Annotated in this window: 15 protein-coding genes; 7 read left to right on the top strand and 8 right to left on the bottom strand. The window is 61.4% G+C overall.

The window, feature by feature from the left end:
• Position 1: 1 nt before the first annotated feature.
• Positions 2–463, top strand: a complete 462-nt coding sequence (locus AC4CWF_RS04260; RefSeq protein ID WP_491283900.1) for an NfeD family protein — start codon at positions 2–4, stop codon at positions 461–463.
• A 7-nt stretch (positions 464–470) separates the two neighbouring features.
• Here the strand turns inward: AC4CWF_RS04260 and AC4CWF_RS04255 are convergent, their stop codons facing one another.
• Positions 471–1,466, bottom strand: a complete 996-nt coding sequence (locus AC4CWF_RS04255; protein ID WP_491283899.1) for a KpsF/GutQ family sugar-phosphate isomerase — start codon at positions 1,464–1,466, stop codon at positions 471–473.
• 190 nt (positions 1,467–1,656) lie between these two features.
• Here AC4CWF_RS04255 and AC4CWF_RS04250 point away from each other — a divergent pair, with 190 nt between their 5' ends.
• Complete coding sequence (locus AC4CWF_RS04250) at positions 1,657–3,114, top strand: outer membrane beta-barrel protein (protein WP_491283898.1); 1,458 nt, start codon at positions 1,657–1,659, stop codon at positions 3,112–3,114.
• A 67-nt stretch (positions 3,115–3,181) separates the two neighbouring features.
• On the opposite strand, the gene galU is transcribed toward AC4CWF_RS04250, so the two are convergent.
• Positions 3,182–4,066: a UTP--glucose-1-phosphate uridylyltransferase GalU gene (gene galU, locus AC4CWF_RS04245; RefSeq protein ID WP_491283897.1), complete on the bottom strand. Its 885-nt coding sequence runs from the start codon at positions 4,064–4,066 to the stop codon at positions 3,182–3,184.
• Positions 4,067–4,272: 206 nt separating this feature from the next.
• Between galU and AC4CWF_RS04240 the strand changes: the two genes are divergently transcribed.
• Complete coding sequence (locus AC4CWF_RS04240; protein WP_491283896.1) at positions 4,273–5,496, top strand: lytic murein transglycosylase; 1,224 nt, start codon at positions 4,273–4,275, stop codon at positions 5,494–5,496.
• A gap of 47 nt (positions 5,497–5,543) precedes the next feature.
• Positions 5,544–6,749, top strand: a complete 1,206-nt coding sequence (locus AC4CWF_RS04235) for an SGNH/GDSL hydrolase family protein (protein ID WP_491283895.1) — start codon at positions 5,544–5,546, stop codon at positions 6,747–6,749.
• 3 nt (positions 6,750–6,752) lie between these two features.
• Here AC4CWF_RS04235 and AC4CWF_RS04230 read toward each other — a convergent pair whose 3' ends face one another.
• The 3 genes from AC4CWF_RS04230 to gltB all read right to left on the bottom strand — a co-directional run bounded on the left by AC4CWF_RS04230 (position 6,753) and on the right by gltB (position 13,779).
• Complete coding sequence (locus AC4CWF_RS04230) at positions 6,753–7,343, bottom strand: nucleoside 2-deoxyribosyltransferase (protein ID WP_491283894.1); 591 nt, start codon at positions 7,341–7,343, stop codon at positions 6,753–6,755.
• A gap of 92 nt (positions 7,344–7,435) precedes the next feature.
• Positions 7,436–8,890 carry a glutamate synthase subunit beta gene (locus AC4CWF_RS04225; RefSeq protein ID WP_491283893.1) on the bottom strand — a complete coding sequence of 485 codons (1,455 nt, stop codon included), beginning with the start codon at positions 8,888–8,890 and terminating at the stop codon, positions 7,436–7,438.
• Between the two features lie 161 nt (positions 8,891–9,051).
• The gene (gene gltB / locus AC4CWF_RS04220; protein WP_491283892.1) at positions 9,052–13,779 is read right to left on the bottom strand and encodes a glutamate synthase large subunit; all 4,728 of its coding nucleotides are present in this window, start codon (positions 13,777–13,779) and stop codon (positions 9,052–9,054) included.
• Positions 13,780–14,250: 471 nt separating this feature from the next.
• Here gltB and AC4CWF_RS04215 point away from each other — a divergent pair, with 471 nt between their 5' ends.
• Positions 14,251–15,303, top strand: coding sequence for a threonine aldolase family protein (locus tag AC4CWF_RS04215; protein WP_491283891.1), 1,053 nt, complete (start codon positions 14,251–14,253; stop codon positions 15,301–15,303).
• A gap of 22 nt (positions 15,304–15,325) precedes the next feature.
• Here the strand turns inward: AC4CWF_RS04215 and AC4CWF_RS04210 are convergent, their stop codons facing one another.
• Positions 15,326–16,186, bottom strand: a complete 861-nt coding sequence (locus tag AC4CWF_RS04210; protein ID WP_491283890.1) for a LysR family transcriptional regulator — start codon at positions 16,184–16,186, stop codon at positions 15,326–15,328.
• Positions 16,187–16,275: 89 nt separating this feature from the next.
• Between AC4CWF_RS04210 and AC4CWF_RS04205 the strand changes: the two genes are divergently transcribed.
• Complete coding sequence (locus AC4CWF_RS04205; protein ID WP_491283889.1) at positions 16,276–17,274, top strand: bile acid:sodium symporter family protein; 999 nt, start codon at positions 16,276–16,278, stop codon at positions 17,272–17,274.
• Positions 17,275–17,374: 100 nt separating this feature from the next.
• Here the strand turns inward: AC4CWF_RS04205 and AC4CWF_RS04200 are convergent, their stop codons facing one another.
• On the bottom strand, positions 17,375–17,857 hold the full coding sequence (locus AC4CWF_RS04200) for an Hsp20 family protein (RefSeq protein WP_491283888.1): 483 nt from the start codon (positions 17,855–17,857) through the stop codon (positions 17,375–17,377).
• Between the two features lie 489 nt (positions 17,858–18,346).
• Here AC4CWF_RS04200 and AC4CWF_RS04195 point away from each other — a divergent pair, with 489 nt between their 5' ends.
• A complete protein-coding gene (locus AC4CWF_RS04195) occupies positions 18,347–19,315 on the top strand; it encodes an alpha/beta fold hydrolase (protein ID WP_491283887.1) in 969 nt (322 codons plus the stop codon).
• Positions 19,316–19,324: 9 nt separating this feature from the next.
• Here AC4CWF_RS04195 and hisN read toward each other — a convergent pair whose 3' ends face one another.
• Positions 19,325–20,095 (bottom strand): histidinol-phosphatase, encoded by a 771-nt coding sequence (gene hisN / locus AC4CWF_RS04190; protein WP_491283886.1) that lies wholly within the window; start codon positions 20,093–20,095, stop codon positions 19,325–19,327.
• Positions 20,096–20,289: the final 194 nt, after the last annotated feature.

Raw genomic sequence — 20,289 nt, 5'->3', positions numbered from 1 at the left:
CATGCTGATTACCCTCGTTGCAAGCCTTGGGCCGTGGAGCTGGTGGATCCTCGGCATGGTTCTGCTGGCCGCTGAACTCGCGGCCCCCGGCGTCTTCCTGATCTGGATCGGGCTTGCGGCGATGGTGGTCGGCGCGGCCTCCCTGGCGCTCTGGGGTGAGGTCTGGTGGAGCTGGCAGCTGCAACTGGTGCTGTTTGCCGCTCTTTCGGTGGCACTTACCCTTGCTGGCCGCAGTTACTTTGCCCGCAAGGACAGCGAAAGCGATCAGCCGCTGCTGAACCGGCGCGGCGACAGTCTTGTCGGGCGCACATCAACGCTGGTGGAACCGATCCGCGAGGGGCGCGGCCGCATCCGTCTTGACGATACCTGGTGGTCGGTGACGGGGCCTGATCTTCCCGCCGGCATGCGCGTGCGCGTGGCCGACTGGACGGGAAGCGAGCTGATCGTGGAGCCGGTCGCCTAATCTTTCGTCAGGCGACGCCGATCCGCAGCAGATCGTGAAAATGCACGAGGCCGACCGGATGGCGTTCCTCGTCGAGAACGATCAAGGCGCCGATATTGTGCTTGTTGATGAGGCCAAGCGCTGCCGTTGCCAGCGTGTTCGGCGCAATCGTCTTCGGCGTCCTCGTCATCACATCATCGACGCAGAGTTCCCCGAGATTGCGGGTGAGGTTGCGCGCCATGTCGCCTTCCGTGACGATGCCAGCCAGACGGCCGTCGCCATCCAGCACGATGACGCAACCGAAATGCTTGTGCGACAGCGTGCGCACAGCCTCCACCATCGGCGTTCCCTCAGCCACCAGCGGCAGGCGCTCGCCGGTGTGCATGATGTCGCGCACATGGGTGAGGCTCGCGCCCAGTTTGCCGCCGGGATGGAAGACGTGGAAATCGGTCGGCGTAAAACCGCGTGCTTCCAGAAGCGCCACCGCCAGCGCATCGCCGATGGCAAGCTGCATCAGCGTCGAGGTGGTGGGTGCAAGCCCGTGCGGACAGGCTTCCTGCTCGGCGGGTAGAAGCAGCACGACATCGCTTTCGCGCGCCAGCGACGAGGACGGCGCGCAGGTGAGCGAGACGAGCGGAATTGAAAAGCGGCGCGTATAGGCGATGATGCTTTTCAGCTCGGCACTTTCGCCGCCCTTGGAAATCGCCAGCACCAGATCATTGCCGGCAATCATGCCGAGATCGCCGTGATTTGCTTCCGCCGCATGGACGAAAGAGGCCGGCGTGCCTGTCGAGGCAAGGGTCGCGGCGATCTTGGCGCCGATATGTCCGCTCTTGCCCACACCCGTCACGATGACGCGGCCGGTAATGCCGGAGATGCGCGTGATCGCTTCGCGCATGGGCGCGCCAAGGCCACCGGCCAGCGCCGTCTCCAGCGCCGCAAGGCCGCGTTTTTCGGTGGCAATGGTTCGCAACGCCGAAGCCACGGCGTCGAAACCTTCAGAAAGCAAGGCGTTCGTGTTCATGAGCGATGCCATAACGCTGTTTTTTGGCGAAGTCCATGCGCCGAACGTCGCGCAACGCAAGGGATAAAGGCCGGTAAGGCCTCAGCGCGCGACAAGGCGCAACCCCTGGGCAACCAAACGTTAACCACGCTGCTTTAGCTTTGGCTAACTCTGTTCCCGTTCCATGCCCGTTCCCCCGTCAGGCAGCGTAATGACCCTCTCCCCTCACCTCGCCGCTCTTGTTGCCCGGCACCGGATGCCGGCTGCGCGGATGATGGCGACGGCGGTGCTTGCTCTGTCCACAGGCATACTTGCTCTGTCCTCGGGAGCACTGGCGCAGACGGGCGATGTGGCGCAACCCTTTGCGCCCGCTGCGGCCGGGATCAGCGCCGAGGCTCCGGGCGAGACGCAATTGCGCGGCGGCATGATACAGGGTGTTCCGCTTGCGGGGGCCGATGGGACAGATGCCGACGATCTCAACCAGCTGATCGAAGGACCGGAGAACCAGCCGGAACCCGGCATCGATGCCGGCGACGGATCGGCCCGGGCGGATGATGGCACCGGCATCCGGCTCGGCACCTTCACCCTTCGCCCGACGATCAACCAGAGCATTAACAGCGAAACGACGAAAAGCGGGGGGATAAAAACCACCCGCAGCTATCTCGCCACCACCGCCAACGGCACGCTCACCTCCGACTGGGGCCGCCATCAGCTGACGGTCTCAGGCGAAGGCACCTATGAGCGCAATGTCAGCGGGCGCGGCAGCACAGATCCGGAAGGACGGCTGGATGCCGACCTGCGTCTTGATCTCTCCGGCAACACAACAGGCCACATTACCAGCGGTTATGCCTTCGAGCGCGAGGATACCGGCGATCCGAATGCCGTGAGTGGTGCCACCACACAGGCCGGCGTCAACCGCTATACGGGCGGCGCTTCGCTGGAGCGGGATTTTGGCGTGTTGCGCGGCACCGCCGCCATCGATGCGACGCGCACCACCTATGGCACCGCCCGTCTTGCCGATGGCAGCAGCCTGTCGCTCAGCGACCGCGACCGCACCGCCGTCGAAGGCCGTATCCGCCTCGGCTACGAGCTGTCGCCGGCGCTGATCCCGTTCATCGAGGCAAGCCTTGGCCGCGCCGTCTATGACGCCAGACGCGATGCCGCCGGCTACGAGCGCTCGTCGATGAGTTATGGTGGACGCGGCGGGCTGCAGTTCGATTTTAGCGAAAAACTGCGTGGCGAACTCGGCATCGGGTATGCGACGGTGGATTACGAGGATTCCCGTCTGGCAAGCCTCAATGCCCTGACACTCGACGGAACCGTGTTTTGGTCGCCGCACCGGGGCACGGATGTGGATCTGGGGCTTCGCACCACGCTTCAGGATGCCGCAACGGCGGGCGCCAGCGGCTGGAGCGAATATCTCCTCACCGCCGGCCTGTCGCACCAGATCCTCAACAACCTCACCGGCCGTTTGACCGCCTCTGCCACGCGGCGCGATTTCCCCTCGGCAACGGATGAAACCGACTGGCAGGCCGGCGCCGGTCTCATCTGGAGCGTCAACCGCTATTTCGACGCGACGGCGAACGTCGGTTACGAGCACACCGCCAATGCCGGCGGGACCGACAGCAATCTCTGGCGCGTCGGTTTGGGCCTCAGCCTGAAGCGCTGACGGGGGCGGGGCACAAAAAAGGCCCCGCGTCTGCCGCAGGGCCTTTCTCAATCAGACGATCGTGAGATCAGATCTTGGAGACCATGTCCTTCAGCGGGCCTTCGATCAGCGGGCGGATGTCGCCGCGCTTCAGGGCGAAGGCAAGGTTTGCCAGGATGAAACCATCCTTGGCGCCGCAGTCATAGGTTTCGCCCTTGAAGTGGTAACCGGCGAATTCCTGTGCCTTGGCAAGCGCCAGCATGCCATCGGTCAGCTGGATTTCGTTGCCGGCGCCACGTTCCTGGGTTTCGAGGATCTTGAAGATTTCCGGCTGCAGGATGTAGCGGCCGTTGATGAAGAAGTTGGACGGGGCAGTGCCCTTGGCCGGCTTTTCGACCATCTCGGTGATCTTGAACCCTTCGTCGCCAACCTTGTCGCCAACGCCGACGATGCCATATTTGTGGGCCTGGTCGGGAGCGCATTCCTCGACGGCGAGAACATTGCCGCCGGTCTTGTCATAAAGCTCGACCATGCCCTTCAGGCAGCTCTTTTCCGACGACATGATCATGTCGGGCAGGAGAACCGCAAACGGCTCGTCACCGACGATATCGCGGGCGCACCAGACAGCGTGGCCGAGACCGAGCGGAACCTGCTGGCGGGTAAAGCTTGCAGTGCCGGCAACCGGCAGTAGATCCGACAGCAGCGTCAGTTCGGCATTCTTGTTGCGCTCGCGCAGCATCTGCTCGAGTTCGAACTGAATATCGAAATAGTCTTCAATGACACCCTTGCCACGACCGGTGACAAAAACGAAATGCTCGATGCCGGCTTCTGCCGCTTCATCGACGACGTACTGGATCACCGGCTTGTCGACGACAGTCAGCATTTCTTTCGGAACAGCCTTGGTGGCCGGAAGGAAGCGAGTTCCCAGTCCTGCGACGGGGAATACGGCTTTACGAATTTTCTGTTGTGCCAATCATGCCTCCTAAAGCACTTACACTCATTGTGGTGCGACGCAAAAAACTGCTAACGGATAATCATCACATAATCACAAACAATGACAGATCCGTGTTCACATGGTAAAGAATTTATTGACATTGTCCGTCTAACCTCCGGTCAATGCCAGGGCGTGGTTCCCGATCCTGGCGATTTTCAGACCGGACAGAAGGAACGCGACTGCCGATGAGCATTTTCTCCAAACATCGTTTCGCTGGGTTGGCCCTCTCCGTGATCGCCGCGATCACGTTTTCGGGCACCGCAATAGATGCCAGAGCGGATCAGGGTTTCAAGTCCTGGGTTTCCAATTTCTATCAGACCGCAGCTGCCAGCGGCATCACCCGCGCGACCTATAACAAAGCTTTCGCCGGCATAACAGGTCCTGACGAAGACGTTTTGCAGAAAGCAGGTTACCAGCCGGAGTTCAAATCCGAAATCTGGCAGTATCTGGATTCGCGCGTCAACCCGTTTACCGTGCGTATCGGCCGCGAGATGCTTGCAAAACATGGACGTCTGCTGGCGGGTCTTGAGAATCATTTCGGCGTCGACAAGCATATCCTGCTCGCCATCTGGTCGATGGAATCCAATTACGGCTCTGTTCTGGAAAAGCCCGATCGCCTGCACCATGTGCCGCAGGCCTTAGCAACGCTTGGCTGGGCCGACCCCAAGCGCTCGAAATTTGCCCGCACGCAGCTTGTGGCAGCGTTGAAGATCCTGCAATCGGGCGATATCACGCCGCGCCACCTCACCGGCTCCTGGGCCGGCGCCATGGGCCACACGCAGTTCATTCCGACAAGCTACCTGCTTTATGCGGTGGATGCCGATGGCGATGGCCGCCGCGACATCTGGAATTCCATTCCCGATGCGCTGGCAAGCTCGGCCAATCTTCTCGCGAAGAATGGCTGGCAGGGCGGCAAGACATGGGGTTATGAGGCGGTTCTGCCGCGCGGCGCCGCCCGCTACGAGGGCCAGACGAAGACACTTGCGCAGTGGGAATCACTCGGCTTCACCCGCCCGAACGGCAAGGGCTTTCCCCGCCACAGCGATCGGGCCGAACTGAAGCTGATGGCCGGCGCCAATGGCCCGGCATTCCTGATGGTCAAGAATTTCTTCGTCATCAAGCGTTATAACGCCGCCGACAGCTATGCGCTGGCCGTTGGCCTTCTGGCTGACGAAATTGCCGGTTACGGCGGGGTGGCGCAGTCCTGGCCACGCCCGACCGGTGCGCTCGACATGAAGGAAAAATTCGAGTTGCAGAGCCGCCTGAAGGAGCTTGGTTATTACAATGGGGAGATCGACGGCAATTTCGGCTCCGGCTCGAAGGCTGCGATCAGCGCCCTGCAATCACGCCTTGGCATGGAAGCGGACGGCGAGCCGTCGCAGACATTGCTGAAGCGTATCCGCAAATAACCTGAAGACGTGGCGTGAAGCGAAAAGCCGCCAACACGGAAAGGCGCGTGGTGACGAGGAAGAACGGCAGCAACGGGCGGCTGTGGCGACGCGTGCTTTTATGCACCGTGCTGGCCTTCCCGCTCGGCCTGCCGGAGGCTTCCGCCCAGGAGCGGCGCACGCTGATGGACCTGTTTTTCGGCAATCGCCGACAGGTACAGGAACGTTCGATCATCAACCTCAACAGCCAGCCGCAGCGCCGACGCCAGCCGGCAAGAACAAGCGCACCCCGGCCCGAGCGCGCTCCGGCGACGGGCGCCAGTGCCGCCGCCACACCCGCCGTGACCGCCACCCCTGTGGTCGAAAAAATGGAAAACGCCCGCAAGATCCTCGTCGTTGGCGATTTTACCGCCATGGGTCTTGGCAAGGGACTTTCGGAAGCCTTTGCGGAAGATCCGTCTGTGGTGGTCGCCGAACAGGGATCGGTCGCCTCCGGCCTGGTGCGGGACGACCACTTCAACTGGCCACAAGAACTGGAACGGCTGATTGCCGCTGAAAAACCGAAGCTGGTCGTCGTGATGATTGGCGCCAATGACCGCCAGACGCTGCAGGTTGACGGCGGGCGCGAACGTTTTCGCACGGACAAGTGGCTCAGTGAATATGAAGCCCGCGTGTCGCAGCTTGCCGGCATCGTCACCGCGCACAAGCTGCCGCTGCTCTGGGTGGGCCTGCCGCCGTTCCAGTCTCCCTCACTGACGGCCGATGCGGTGACGCTCAACAGCATCTACCAGAAGCAGGTGGAGACGGCGGGCGGCGAATTCGTCGATATCTGGGACGGGTTCGTCAGCGAAGGCGGCCAGTTCATCGTCAGCGGATCGGATGTCAACGGCCAGCCGGTGCGCCTGCGTTCCCAGGATGGGATCGGTTTTACCGATCCAGGCAAACGCAAGCTGGCCTTCTACGTGGAAAAGCTCGCCCGCCGCCATCTCGGCGACCTCAGCATTTCTGATCTGATCCGCCTCGATGCCGGGGACCTGCCGCTTCTATCCAGCCTGCCGCCGCAGGCCGAGATACCGGTGAAGACCCAGCCGATCAGCCTCTCCGATCCCGCCCTCGACGGGGGCGACACACTTTTGGGTGCAAGCGCCAGCCCGCCGAAAGCGGCGGCGACAGACAGTCCTCGCGATCTGCTGGTGACCAAGGGGGAAGTGAAGGACGCGCCCATCGGCCGCGTCGATTATTATCGCACCGAGGTCACCGGCGCGACCCAATGACGATCACGCCTTGATGGCGGCCTTTACCGTCTGGCTCCTTGCCAGAACCGCCAGACATTCCTCGAACGCCGTCAGATCCGTGTAAAGCACATCGGCTGCGGCATCATGCACGGCAATATGGCCGCCGCGCCGCTCGATTCCGCCATGCAGCATGAGGTTCTCGATCATGTCGAAATCCTCGAGCGACAGGCCGTCCGGACCGCGCTTGCGCCCATCTGCGCCTTCGCGGATATCGCCCGCATAAAAATCACGGGTGCGGGCAAAATGGTTGGCGGTCATGTTCGTGTAAGCGGCCACCAGCTTGCCCTGCGCGCACATATACCCCAGCTCGAAAGCAGTACCGACATCGGCGGCAATGCCGCGAAACGGCGTGAGGTTGGCGATCACGCCATCGGCGCGATTCATCATGTCCTCATCGACACCGCTGATCTTCAGGCCAAAACCGTGTCGCGTAGGTGCCGGCTCTATGGTCACATCGCCGGGGCAGATCGGTTCGAAACCGTAAGCGCGGGCCATGGCGGCCTTGGCATCCAGAGTTTCGCGGGCGTTGGGCAGAAAAACCTCCGGCCCGGCAAGATAGAGTTTCAAAGTCATGAGCCGGTATCCGGTAAAAAGAAGGGTTTGAAAAAGAATGGTCTTTAAAAAGGGTCAGCCCGGCGAACCGGGCTGACAGGCGGGGAAATGGTTCAGGCCGGCAGAACGGAGGCGCCCATCAGCGCCTCGTCAATGGCGCGTGCCACCTGACGACCCTCGCGGATGGCCCAGACGACCAGCGACTGGCCGCGGCGCACGTCGCCGGCTGCCCAGAGCTTGTCGACAGAGGTCTTGTAATCGCGTTCGTTGGCAATCACGTTGGTCGAGCCGCGACGGTCGACATTCAGCGCCAGCTTGCCTTCCATTTCGGAGAGCACGCCATCCGTTGCCGGGCCGGAAAAACCGATGGCGATGAAGGCGAGATCGGCCTTGATGATAAAATCGGTGCCGGCAATCGGCTTGCGACGCTCGTCCACCTGGCAGCAGCGCACGCCGGTCAACTGACCGTCCTCGCCGACGAATTCAAGCGTTGCCACCTGAAACTCGCGATTTGCGCCTTCGGCCTGCGAAGACGAGGTGCGCATCTTGGTGGCCCAGAACGGCCAGACGGCCAGCTTGTCTTCCTTTTCCGGCGGCATCGGGCGGATGTCGAGCTGGGTGACCTTCACGGCACCCTGGCGAAACGCCGTGCCGACGCAGTCCGACGCCGTATCGCCACCACCGACAACGACGACATGCTTTGCACCGGCAAGGATCGGCTCCGACGGCCAGCCGACGCTATCGATGTTTTCGCGACCAACACGGCGGTTCTGCTGCACGAGATACGGCATGGCATCGTAGACGCCGTGCAGGTCGACGCCTGGAATGCCGGCCGGACGCGGGGTTTCCGAACCGCCGCAATAAACCACCGCATCATGCTCATCGATGAGCTGCTGCATGGGCAGGTCGACGCCGATATTAACGCCGCAATGGAAGGTCACGCCTTCGCCCTTGATCTGCTCGACGCGGCGATCGATGAAATTCTTCTCCATCTTGAAGTCCGGAATGCCATAGCGCAGCAGCCCGCCGGGCTTCGACTCGCGCTCATAGACATGCACTTCATGGCCGGCGCGGCCAAGCTGCTGGGCAGCGGCAAGTCCTGCGGGACCCGAGCCGATGACAGCGACCTTCTTGCCGGTGTGGATGGTGGCCGGCTGCGGCGCTATGAAACCCAGCTCATAAGCCTTGTCGGCAATCGCCTGCTCGACCGTCTTGATGGCGACCGGCGCATCTTCCAGGTTCAGCGTGCAGGCTTCCTCGCACGGCGCCGGGCAGACGCGGCCGGTGAATTCCGGAAAATTGTTGGTGGAATGGAGGTTGCGGATCGCCTCCTCCCACTTGTTGTTATAGACGAGGTCGTTCCAGTCGGGGATCTGGTTATGGACCGGACATCCGGTCGGGCCGTGGCAATAGGGAATGCCACAGTCCATGCAGCGCGCGGCCTGCTTTTGCACTTCCGGTTCCGACATGGGGATCGTGAACTCGCGAAAATGGCGAATGCGGTCAGACGCCGGCTGGTACTTTGCCACCTGCCGGTCGATTTCCATGAAACCCGTAACCTTGCCCATGTTTCATCCCTCACATCAAAGAAGGGGTCCCGCAGGTCCCCAGTACCGGTCGGCTCCGTTTGCGACCGCCCCGGCACATTGAATTCTGTTTTGATCTCCCGCAGACCGCAGGACGTTGCTTTGTCTGCGGGACGATCAGGTGAATGACAGCGAAGCGGCGCTTATTCCGCCGCAACGCCCATGCGCATGCGTTCCATTTCCTCGAGCGCACGACGGTATTCAACCGGCATGACCTTGCGGAATTTCGGGCGGTATTCCGTCCAGCGGTCCAAAATCTCCTTGGCCCGGTTGGAGCCGGTGTAGTGGAGATGGTTGGAAATCATCTGGTAGAGGCGTTCCTCGTCGTGGCGCGTCATGTCTTCGGAGACATCGACGCGGCCCTTGTGCATGAGGTCGCCGCCGTGATGGTGCAGCTTCTCCAGCATGTCGTCCTCTTCCGGAACCGGCTCGAGTTCCACCATCGCCATGTTGCAGCGCTTGGCGAAATCGCCGGTTTCATCGAGAACATAGGCCACGCCGCCGGACATGCCGGCTGCAAAGTTGCGGCCGGTTTCGCCCAGAACGACGACGATGCCGCCCGTCATGTATTCGCAGCCGTGGTCACCCACGCCTTCGACGACGGCAATCGCACCGGAGTTGCGCACGGCAAACCGCTCGCCGGCCACGCCACGGAAGTAGCACTCGCCGGTGATCGCACCATAAAGAACCGTGTTGCCGACGATGATCGAGTGCTCGGCGGCAAGCCGTGAATTTTCCGGCGGGCGCACGATGATGCGGCCACCCGAGAGCCCCTTGCCGACATAGTCGTTGCCGTCACCCACGAGATCGAACGTGATGCCGCGGGCAAGGAAGGCGCCAAACGACTGGCCGGCCGTGCCACGCAGCGTGACATGAATGGTATCGTCCTTCAGGCCCTTGTGACCCCAGCGCTTGGCAAGTGCGCCCGACAGCATGGCACCGGCGGAACGGTCGACGTTCTTGATCGGCACTTCGAAGACAACCGGTTCCTTGGATTCCAGTGCCGGCAGCGACTTTTCGATCAGCTTGCGATCGAGCACGTCGTCGATCGGGTGCTTCTGGCGTTCCGTCCAGAAGGTTGCCGCCTTCGGTGCGTCGACCTTGTGGAAGATCTTTGAGAAGTCGAGCCCCTTGGACTTCCAGTGGGCGATCATCTCGTCCTTTTCCAGAAGCTCGGAGGCACCGATGATCTCATCGAGACGGCTGTAGCCGAGGGCTGCCAGCATCTCGCGCACTTCTTCCGCCACGAAGAAGAAGTAGTTGATGACATGTTCCGGCGTGCCCTTGAAGCGCTTGCGCAGAACCGGGTCCTGCGTCGCCACGCCAACGGGGCACGTGTTCAGATGGCACTTGCGCATCATGATGCAGCCGGCGGCAATCAGCGGCGCCGTCGCAAAGCCGAACTCGTCAGCGCCCAGCAGCGCGCCGATGATGACGTCGCGGCCGGTCTTCAGGCCGCCATCCACCTGCAGCGCGATGCGCGAACGAAGGCCGTTCAGCACCAGCGTCTGTTGCGTTTCGGCAAGGCCGATTTCCCACGGCGAACCGGCATGCTTCAGCGAGGTGAGCGGCGATGCGCCGGTGCCACCGTCGAAACCGGCCACCGTGATGTGATCGGCGCGCGCCTTTGCAACGCCTGCCGCCACCGTGCCGACGCCGACTTCAGACACCAGCTTCACCGAGATATCGGCTGTCGGGTTGACGTTCTTCAGGTCGAAGATCAGCTGCGCCAGATCCTCGATCGAATAGATGTCATGGTGCGGCGGCGGCGAGATGAGGCCGACGCCCGGCGTGGAATGGCGGGTCTTGGCAACCGTTGCATCCACCTTGTGGCCGGGCAGTTGGCCGCCTTCGCCGGGCTTTGCACCCTGCGCCACCTTGATCTGCAGCATGTCGGCATTCACAAGATATTCCGTGGTCACGCCAAACCGGCCGGAGGCGATCTGCTTGATGGCCGAGCGTTCCGGGTTCTGGTTGCCGTTGGCGAGCGGCAGGTAACGATCGCTTTCCTCGCCACCCTCACCCGTGTTCGACTTGCCGCCGATGCGGTTCATGGCGATGGCAAGCGTGGTATGCGCCTCGCGAGAAATCGAACCGAAGGACATGGCGCCCGTCGAAAAACGCTTGACGATGTCGACGGCCGGCTCGACCTCATCGACGGAGATCGGCGTGCGGCCGAGCTGTTCGGCGCTCTTCACCTTGAACAGGCCGCGAATGGTGTTCATCCGCAGCGCCGTCTCGTTCATCATGGCTGCAAATTCGCGGTAACGATCCTGGCTGTTGCCGCGCACGGCATGCTGAAGCGAGGCAACCGCATCCGGCGTCCAGGCATGGCTTTCGCCGCGCATGCGATAGGCATATTCGCCGCCGATATCGAGCGTGGTGGCAAGGATCGGGTCCTTGCCGAAGGCTGATGTGTGGCGGGTGACAGTTTCCTCGGCGATTTCATTGAGGCCGATGCCTTCGATGGAGGTGGCGGTGCCGAAGAAATACTTCTCCACCAGTTCCGACGACAGGCCGATCGCATCAAAGATCTGCGCGCCGCAATAGGATTGGTAGGTGGAAATGCCCATCTTGGACATGACCTTGAGGATGCCCTTGCCGACGGCCTTGATGTAGCGATAGACGACCTCGCTCGCATCGACTTCCTTCGGGAATTCGCCGCGTGCATGCATGTCGGTCAGCGTATCGAACGCGAGATAGGGGTTGATGGCTTCCGCGCCGAAACCGGCGAGACAGCAGAAATGATGGATCTCGCGCGGCTCGCCCGATTCGACCACGAGGCCGACGGAGGTGCGAAGCCCCTTGCGGATCAGGTGATGGTGAACGGCAGCGGTCGCAAGAAGTGCCGGGATCGCGATGCGGTCCGGCCCGATCTGGCGGTCCGAGAGCACGATGATGTTATAACCGCCCTTGACGGCCGCTTCCGCCCGCTCGCAGAGGCGATCGAGCATTTCCGGCATGCCTTCGGCACCCCGCTCCACATCATAGGTGAAGTCGAGCGTCTTGGTGTCGAAGCGGTCTTCCGTGTGGCCGATGGAACGGATCTTTTCGAGATCGCCGTTGGTCAGGATCGGCTGGCGCACTTCCAGGCGCTTGGCCTTGGCTGCCCCTTCATGATCGAGAATGTTCGGGCGCGGACCGATGAACGAGACGAGGCTCATCACCAGTTCCTCGCGGATCGGATCGATCGGCGGGTTGGTGACCTGGGCGAAGTTCTGCTTGAAATAGGTGTAGAGCAGTTTTGACTTCGACGACATCGCCGAAATCGGCGTATCGGTGCCCATGGAGCCAATGGCTTCCTGGCCCGTCGTTGCCATCGGCGACATCAGGATGCGGGTGTCTTCCGAGGTGTAGCCAAAGGCCTGCTGGCGGTCGAGCAGCGACACGTCGCGGCGCAGCGCACGCGGCTCCACGGGCTTCAGTTCTTCCAGGATCAGCTGGGTGCGATCGAGCCAGGTGCGATAGGGATGCTTGGTGGCAAGCTCCAGCTTCACTTCCTCGTCGGAAACGATGCGGCCCTTTTCCATGTCGATGAGCAGCATCTTGCCCGGCTGCAGGCGCCACTTCTTGATGATGGTTTCTTCCGGCACCGGGAGAACGCCGGCTTCGGATGCCATGATGATACGGTCGTCGTCGGTGACGACATAACGGGCCGGACGCAGGCCGTTGCGGTCGAGCGTCGCGCCGATCTGGCGGCCATCGGTGAAGGCAACGGCAGCGGGGCCATCCCACGGCTCCATCAGGGCGGCGTGGTATTCGTAAAATGCCTTGCGCTCGGGGCTCATGGACTGGTTGCCAGCCCATGCCTCGGGGATCAGCATCATCACGGCATGGGCGAGCGAATAACCGCCGCGCACCAAAAATTCGAGCGCGTTGTCGAAGCAAGCCGTATCCGACTGGCCTTCATAGGAGATCGGCCAGAGCTTGGAGATATCGTCGCCGAAAAAGGGCGACGAGACCGATGCCTGGCGCGCCGCCATCCAGTTGACGTTGCCGCGCAGCGTGTTGATTTCGCCGTTATGGGCGACCATGCGATAGGGGTGCGCCAGCTTCCACGAGGGGAAGGTGTTTGTGGAGAAACGCTGATGCACGAGGGCAACGGCGGATTCAAAACGCGGATCGGAGAGATCCTTGTAATAGGCGCCCACCTGATAGGCGAGGAACATGCCCTTGTAGACGATGGTGGAGGACGACAGCGAGACCGGATAGAAGCCGGTTTCCTGGCCGCCGAAGGCATCGTAGATGCGGTTGGAAATCACCTTGCGCAGCAAAAACAGCTTTCGCTCGAAATCATGGTTCGTCGCAGCATCGCGGCCGGCGCCGATGAAGACCTGACAGTGATAGGGTTCGGTCGCGGCAATATCCGGCGCCTTCGACAGCGAGGAATTGTCGACGGGCACATCGCGGAAACCGAGGAACTGCTGGCCCTCTTCGGCGATGACCTCGATCATCACCTTCTTGAAGTGTTCGATCTGCTCAGGCTCTGCCGGCATGAAGATGTGGCCGACCGCATATTCGCCAGCCTTCGGCAGGGTGACACCCTGCTTTGCCATCTCTTCACGGAAGAAGCGGTCAGGGATCTGCACCAGAATGCCGGCGCCATCGCCCATCAGCGGATCGGCGCCGACGGCACCGCGGTGCGTCAGGTTTTCCAGGATGAACAGGCCGTCCTTGACGATCTGGTGCGACTTCTGTCCCTTCATATGGGCGATGAAGCCAACGCCGCAGGCATCGTGTTCGTTCTTCGGGTCGTAAAGACCTTGCGCCAGCGGCACGCCGGAGGCGGACAGGCGGCGGAAAGGCATGGCGGCTTTCACGGTTTCGGCCGAGCCGACCGCAGAACCTTCTGGTGCATGAACCTTCGTCATCGTCTTTCCTCCTACAGGCCGCACAAGCGGACAAGGTTGACCGGATTGATGAACCCGCGCCCCGAGCCCACCGTCATCATAGAGGCCACACGCGTAGCGCAGAAGACAGCAACCCTTCAAAAACAAAGGTTAACGGAATTCTACGCCCTCATCTGGCAAATTAGGACAGTAAGGCTGCCCTAATTCTCATTTTCTATGACAGAAATACGGTGATCGCGCAAGGTGGCCGCCACAAAATTCTGAGCGCCGTTTCGCCCGAAAATTTCCGGATCGCACACACGCAAGCAATAATATTACGCATAGGTGAGGCTTTTGATCATCTTTCATACCTCAGAAACAGGACCGCACTTCCAACACGGCCAAAACCTATTGATCGCAGTCAGGATCGGCCTAATCTCCGGGCAAGAACGGCTGCCGTCGCGTTGTCGTCTCCACGCCCGATCCCATGCTTCTTTGAAAGTCTTAAATCCCATGTTTTTTGCTTCGGACAACTGGGCTGGCGCCCATCATGCCATCAACGAGCGGCTGATGAAGGAATCGACCCGCTTTGCCGCCGCCTATGGCACCAGCGCACTCGACCAGGCCATCGAGCAACGTTTCAACGAGATCTTTGAGCGCGAGGTTTCTGTATTCTTTGTCGCAACCGGCACCGCTGCCAATTCGCTATCGCTGGCAAGCCTTGCCAAGCCCGGCGGCGTGACCTTCTGTCATTCCGAGGCACATGTGATCGAGGATGAATGCGGCGCGCCGGACTTCTTCAGCGGCATGCGCATGTCCCCCGTCGAAGGTTCTGGCGGCAAGATGGACCCCAAGATCCTTGCGAGCCGCATCGCCCGTTATCCGCAGGATGCCGTGCATCACGGCCGGGCCACGGCCGTTACCATGACGCAGGCGACCGAAGTCGGCACGATCTACACGCTTGCCGAAATCGAGGAGATTTCCCGCGTCGCCAAGGCAAACGGCCTGCCGCTGCATATGGATGGCGCCCGTTTTGCCAATGCGCTGGTGCAGCTGGACGTGACGCCGGCCGAGATGACATGGAAACGCGGCGTCGATGTCTTGTCCTTCGGCGGCACGAAAAACGGCTGCTGGTGCGCCGAAGCCATCGTGTTCTTTAATCCTGATATGGCGAAGGAACTGCCCTTCATCCGCAAGCGCTCGGCGCAACTGTTTTCCAAGTCGCGCTTCATCGCCGCCCAATTCGAGGCCTATCTGCAGGACGACCTCTGGCTTGGCCTTGCCCGCCACGCCAATGCCATGGCCGACCGCCTGCGCGCCGGCCTTTCCGCCTCAAACAGCGCTCGCCTGGCCTGGGACACCACGTCCAACGAGGTTTTTGCTGTCATTCCGAAGGAGACCGCCAAGGCCGCGGACGCCAAGGGCGCCAAGTTCTATGACTGGCTGGAGCCGCGCGACATGGCAGAACCGGTGCAGGACGGCGAAATGCTGATCCGCCTCGTCACCAGCTTTGCCACGGAAAAGGAAGACGTCGACGCGTTCCTCGATGTGATCGCCGCCGGCTGAGGCAAGAGACAAGACATGGCCATCACGCCGCCGCCTGCGGCGTGATGTGCTGCACGATGAGGCTCGACAGCGCCTCGACCAGGGCCTGGTCAGCACCGCGCCGGGCCACCGCGACAAATTCCACATCTTCGAGAACCGGAAGGCGCGCGCCGGTCACTTCGCGAAGGCCTGATGGTGCCATGCTGCGCGGCTGCACCAGCACGCCCATGCCGGCGCGGGCCGCTGCCGTAAGCCCGCTGAGGCTCGCGCAGGTACAGACGATCCGCCACGGGATTTTTTCCCGGTCGAGCGCATCTTGGGCTGCCTTGCGGGTAATGCTCGGCGGCGGAAAGGCAATGAGCGGCAGCGGCTTATCCTCCTGCAGGCGCACCAGATCCGGATCGCGCGCCAGCCAGACCAGCGGTTCGCGATAGAGAAACCGCCCATGCGTTTCGCCCGGATGGCGCTTGGCAAGCACGAGGTCGAGATCGCCCACCTCCTGCATCTGGGTGAGCGTTGCGCTGAGCGCCACCGTCAGCTCCAGATCGACCAGCGGATAAAGCCGGATGAAATCCTCGAGAATCCCGGTCAACCGGTTTGCCACCACATCCTCGGAGACCCCGAGCCGCAGGCGCCCGCGCAGCCGCGTTTGCGAAAACAGCGATATCACCCTTCCGTTCATGTCCAGCATGCCGCGGGCATAACCGATCAGCGCCTCCCCCTCCGCCGTCAGCTTCACCTGATGCGTCGTGCGATCGATCAACTGGCGCCCGAGCGCCTTTTCCAACCGCTGGATATGCTGGCTGATGGTGGACTGGCCAAGCCCGAGACGCTCCGCCGTCAGCGTAAAACTGCCGGTCTGCTGCAGCATGACGAAACTCGAGAGGTGGGTGAGGTTCAGCATTTATCGCGATCCGTGATAACTGTTAGTGTTTGCATCTTGCTTCATGATGGGTGAGACGTAAATCCTTGCTTGCACGATAGGATGCCCCCATGAGCCGTTTTCTGCCGGATCGTTTCACCCTGATGCTGGTGACGACGGTCATCATCGCTTCGCTTCTGCCGGCAAAGGGTGATTTCGCCGAATATTTCGGTGTCGCCACCGATTGCGCCATCGCTCTTCTGTTTTTCCTGCACGGCGCACGCCTGTCGCGGGATGTGGTGGTGGCCGGCGTGCTGCACTGGCGCCTGCACCTCACCATTCTCGCCGTCACCTATGCGATCTTTCCGCTGCTCGGGCTTGCCGCCGGTTTTATTCCCGGCGAGATCCTGAAGCCGGAGCTTTATGTCGGCATCCTGTTTCTCTGCGTGCTGCCATCCACCGTGCAGTCGTCGATTGCCTTTACCTCGATTGCCGGCGGCAATGTGCCGGCTGCCATCTGTTCGGCATCCGCCTCCAACCTGTTCGGCATGTTTTTAACGCCGCTGCTCGTCGGCTTGCTGATGACGACAAGCGGCACCTCCGGCTTTTCGCTCGATGCGCTGGAAACCATTCTTCTCCAGCTTCTCGCGCCGTTCATCCTTGGCCAGCTGCTGGAGCCGTGGATCGGCAAATGGATCCGGGCGCGCAAGAAGCTTTTGATGCCTGTCGATCGTGGCTCGATCCTGATGGTGGTTTATCTCGCCTTTTCTGAATCGGTGAACGAAGGTCTGTGGCAGACCTTTTCCATCACCGATATCGGCGTGGTGATCGCGCTCGATGCGGTGCTGCTCGCCATCGTTCTTTCCATCACCATGTTCGGCAGCCGGCTTCTGGGCTTCAACAAGCAGGATGAGATCACCATCACCTTCTGCGGCTCGAAGAAAAGCCTTGCCTCCGGTGTACCGATGGCTGGCGCCATCTTTGCCGGGCAGAGCATCGGCGCCATCGTTTTGCCGCTGATGCTGTTCCACCAGATCCAGCTGATGGTCTGCGCCGTCATTGCCCAGAAATACGCGGCAAGGCAGGCCGCTGTCAGCGTCGACATGGCCGTCGATCCCGCCAAGGTGTAACCGCCGGCGGTACTTGCGCAGCTATGTTACGACCCATACCAAAAAGGCCCCTCCCATCTGGGAGAGGCCCTCAAAAATTCCCGGATCGGGAATGTGTGGATCAGTTGACCTGCTGCGGAACCGGCTGGGCCTCGATGGTCTTCGGGGCATCCACCACGTCGGCAGCAATGGCGATGCGACGGGGCTTTAGCGTTTCCGGGATGTTGCGCAGAAGGTCGATGTGCAGAAGACCGTTCTTCAGCGAAGCGGCCTGCACTTCCACATGGTCTGCCAGCTGGAAGCGGCGCTCGAAGGCGCGCTTGGCAATGCCGCGATAGAGATATTCGCTCTTCTCGGCACCCTCTTCCTCGGACTTTTCACCCTTCACGGTCAGCACATTGGCATGGGCCTCGATGCTGAGTTCGGTTTCATCGAAACCGGCCACGGCCATGGTCACGCGGTAGGTGGTCTCGCCGGTGCGTTCGATGTTGTAGGGCGGATAGGTCTGGGCCTGCTCGGGCTGGCTCACGCCATCGAGCATGGAAAAGAGACGGTCGAAACCGACGGTGGAGCGATAGAGCGGCGAAAAATCGACGTGACGCATGATGTCCTCCTTGAAGCGACGTTTGCGAAGTTTTGTCTGGAGGCGGCACCCCGTTCTGGCGGTACCACCCTTGGGTTACGGACCCGTTTGGCGTCCGTGACAGACAGATGGGAGTTGGAAAATTCGGCTTCAAGACCTTTGCGTTTGAAAAAATGGGAGAGGCCCCGGCCGCCGGATTTGTCCCTGAATGGCGGGTGAACGGTCGGTTCCGGCAGCGTTCAGGCACCGCCTTGCATAAAGGCGGTAACCGGACGGATCTGCCTCCGGCCACTGAAGTCACGTCCCTTCTCTTCAGTGTCATTTGGTCGGGGCCGGCGATCCGGCTCCGGCTTTTTTCTTTGACGCGCGCAGCGCAAGATCCTATCGCTTTGACGATACAGCCTGTGCGATGGTGTGCGACAACAGACCTCCACCAGCCGGTTGAAGCAGAAACGCAACTTCTGTCGTGTTTCCTGGGGCATGTGTTGTACAAGCAGGACGGCAAAGCCGATGGACGACATCCTCTTTTCCACACCCGGCAATCCCGTTCCGGAAAACCACACCGCCGGTTTTTTCGAAGGCCATCGCGGCACGCGACTGCGTTACGCCCTGTTTCGCTCGGACGTCTCGCCGGCACGCGGCACCGTGGTGCTCGTTCAAGGCCGCAACGAGTTCATTGAAAAATATTACGAGACGATCCGCGATCTCAACGCGCAAGGGCTGTGGGTGGCCACTTTCGACCTGCGTGGCCAGGGCGGTTCGGAGCGGCTGCTGAAAGAGGCCCGCAAGGGCCATGTGCGCCGCTTTGCCGATTATGAGCGGGATCTGGAACTGTTTCTTGAAAAGATCGTGCTGCCGGATGCCCGCCTGCCGTTCTTCCTGATCGCCCATTCCACCGGCGCGCTGATTGCACTTGCGGCGGCCCCGCGCCTGCAGAACCGTATCGACCGCATGGCGCTGGCCGCCCCCTATGTGGCGCTGACCGGTCAATCGCTTCCCGAGCCCTGGATCCGGCGGCTTTCGACGCTCCTCTCCACCCTTGGCTTCGGAGCAAGGACGCTCGGCGCGGACCGCAGCCGACGTCCGTTTCAAAACAACCCGCTGACATCGGACCGGCAGCGCTTTGACCGCAATGCCGAAATGATTGCCGCACGGCCGGACCTGACCATCGGTCCACCGACGGCCCGCTGGTTGTATGAGACGCTGAAAACGGCAAGCCGCGTCTCGGCCCAGGCGCACTTAACAAAAATCACCATACCGACACTGTTGATCGCGCCGATGCTGGATGGCGTCGTGCCCTATCTGGCGCAGGAACGACTGTCGCGCAATTTTCGCGCCGGACAATTGATCACCATTACCGGCGCCCGCCACGAGATCTTTCAGGAGCGCGACATTTTTCGCGCTCAGGCTCTGGCGGCCATCCAGGCCTTTATGCCCGGCAGCGAACCGATGCCGGAGTTTTCCGAATCGGCCGCCTGATCTGCCCGCTTACGTCAGATAGGCGATCGCCTCGTCATAAACGGCGCGGCTGCCGGCCGCGATAATGCTGCCGCCCGCTTCCGGCCGACCGCCGTCCCAGGTGGTGATGATACCGCCGGCCTGCTCGATGATCGCAATCAGCGCACCCACATCATAGGGCTTCAGGTTGTTTTCGATGACGAGATCGATGTGGCCTGCCGCCAGCAGCGTGTAGGCATAACAATCCATCCCGTAGCGGAAAAGCTGCACCTTTTCCTCAACGGCACGGTAGCGCTTGAGGTCATCGCCCTCGAAGATGTGCGGCGAGGTGGTAAACAGCGTCGCATTGGCAAGCGTCGCGCAATCGCGCGTGCGGATCTGTCGCTCGCCATCGGGGCCGCGATACCAGGCGTTGTTGCCATCGGCGAAATAACGCTCGCCGGTAAACGGCTGGTCCATCAAGCCCATCACGCTGCGACCGTTTGAATAAAACCCGATCAGCGTGCCCCAGGAGGGAACGCCGGAAATGAAGGCACGGGTGCCGTCGATCGGATCGATGACCCAGACATGCTCGCGGTCGAGCCCAACCGATTCGTGCTCTTCGCCCAGCACGCCGTGATCGGGAAAACTCGCGGTGATGAGGTCACGGATGGCGGTTTCAGCGGCGCGATCCGCCTCCGTCACCGGATCGAACCCGCCTGAGAGCTTGTTCGCAACAAGCGTTCCAGTGCGAAAGCGCGGCAGGGTTTCGCGGCGTGCGGCATCGGCAAGGGCATCGAAAGAGGCGCGGTCAGGCAGCATGGGACATCCCGTTCTTGAAGCGATCCATCCTTTCTAGCCGAACGTTGCTGCCGGGCAAGGCTGATCTGCCAAAAGGCATCTGCCTCAAAGTTAATCACGAACAATAAATGCTTGACAATTGAGCAATATCGCGGCAAAGTCAGTCTCGCAGTCTTAGGACTGTAAATACCCTCCTTGGGTGTTTCCTCCCTAGA

It is taken from the genome of Neorhizobium sp. PAMB6630 (genome assembly GCF_058242775.1).
Note: the sequence above shows the minus strand (reverse complement) of the source record. Positions and strands in the feature narration are given on the sequence as shown.

Bases quoted from the DNA above. Each gene is read 5' to 3' on its own strand.
- AC4CWF_RS04260 (WP_491283900.1), top strand. From the start codon at position 2: ATGCTGATTACCCTCGTTGCAAGCCTTGGGCCGTGGAGCTGGTGGATC.
- AC4CWF_RS04255 (WP_491283899.1), bottom strand. From the start codon at position 1,466: ATGAACACGAACGCCTTGCTTTCTGAAGGTTTCGACGCCGTGGCTTCG.
- AC4CWF_RS04250 (WP_491283898.1), top strand. From the start codon at position 1,657: ATGACCCTCTCCCCTCACCTCGCCGCTCTTGTTGCCCGGCACCGGATG.
- AC4CWF_RS04240 (WP_491283896.1), top strand. From the start codon at position 4,273: ATGAGCATTTTCTCCAAACATCGTTTCGCTGGGTTGGCCCTCTCCGTG.
- AC4CWF_RS04230 (WP_491283894.1), bottom strand. From the start codon at position 7,343: ATGACTTTGAAACTCTATCTTGCCGGGCCGGAGGTTTTTCTGCCCAAC.
- AC4CWF_RS04225 (WP_491283893.1), bottom strand. From the start codon at position 8,890: ATGGGCAAGGTTACGGGTTTCATGGAAATCGACCGGCAGGTGGCAAAG.
- gltB (WP_491283892.1), bottom strand. From the start codon at position 13,779: ATGACGAAGGTTCATGCACCAGAAGGTTCTGCGGTCGGCTCGGCCGAA.
- AC4CWF_RS04215 (WP_491283891.1), top strand. From the start codon at position 14,251: ATGTTTTTTGCTTCGGACAACTGGGCTGGCGCCCATCATGCCATCAAC.
- AC4CWF_RS04210 (WP_491283890.1), bottom strand. From the start codon at position 16,186: ATGCTGAACCTCACCCACCTCTCGAGTTTCGTCATGCTGCAGCAGACC.
- AC4CWF_RS04205 (WP_491283889.1), top strand. From the start codon at position 16,276: ATGAGCCGTTTTCTGCCGGATCGTTTCACCCTGATGCTGGTGACGACG.
- AC4CWF_RS04200 (WP_491283888.1), bottom strand. From the start codon at position 17,857: ATGCGTCACGTCGATTTTTCGCCGCTCTATCGCTCCACCGTCGGTTTC.
- AC4CWF_RS04195 (WP_491283887.1), top strand. From the start codon at position 18,347: ATGGACGACATCCTCTTTTCCACACCCGGCAATCCCGTTCCGGAAAAC.
- hisN (WP_491283886.1), bottom strand. From the start codon at position 20,095: ATGCTGCCTGACCGCGCCTCTTTCGATGCCCTTGCCGATGCCGCACGC.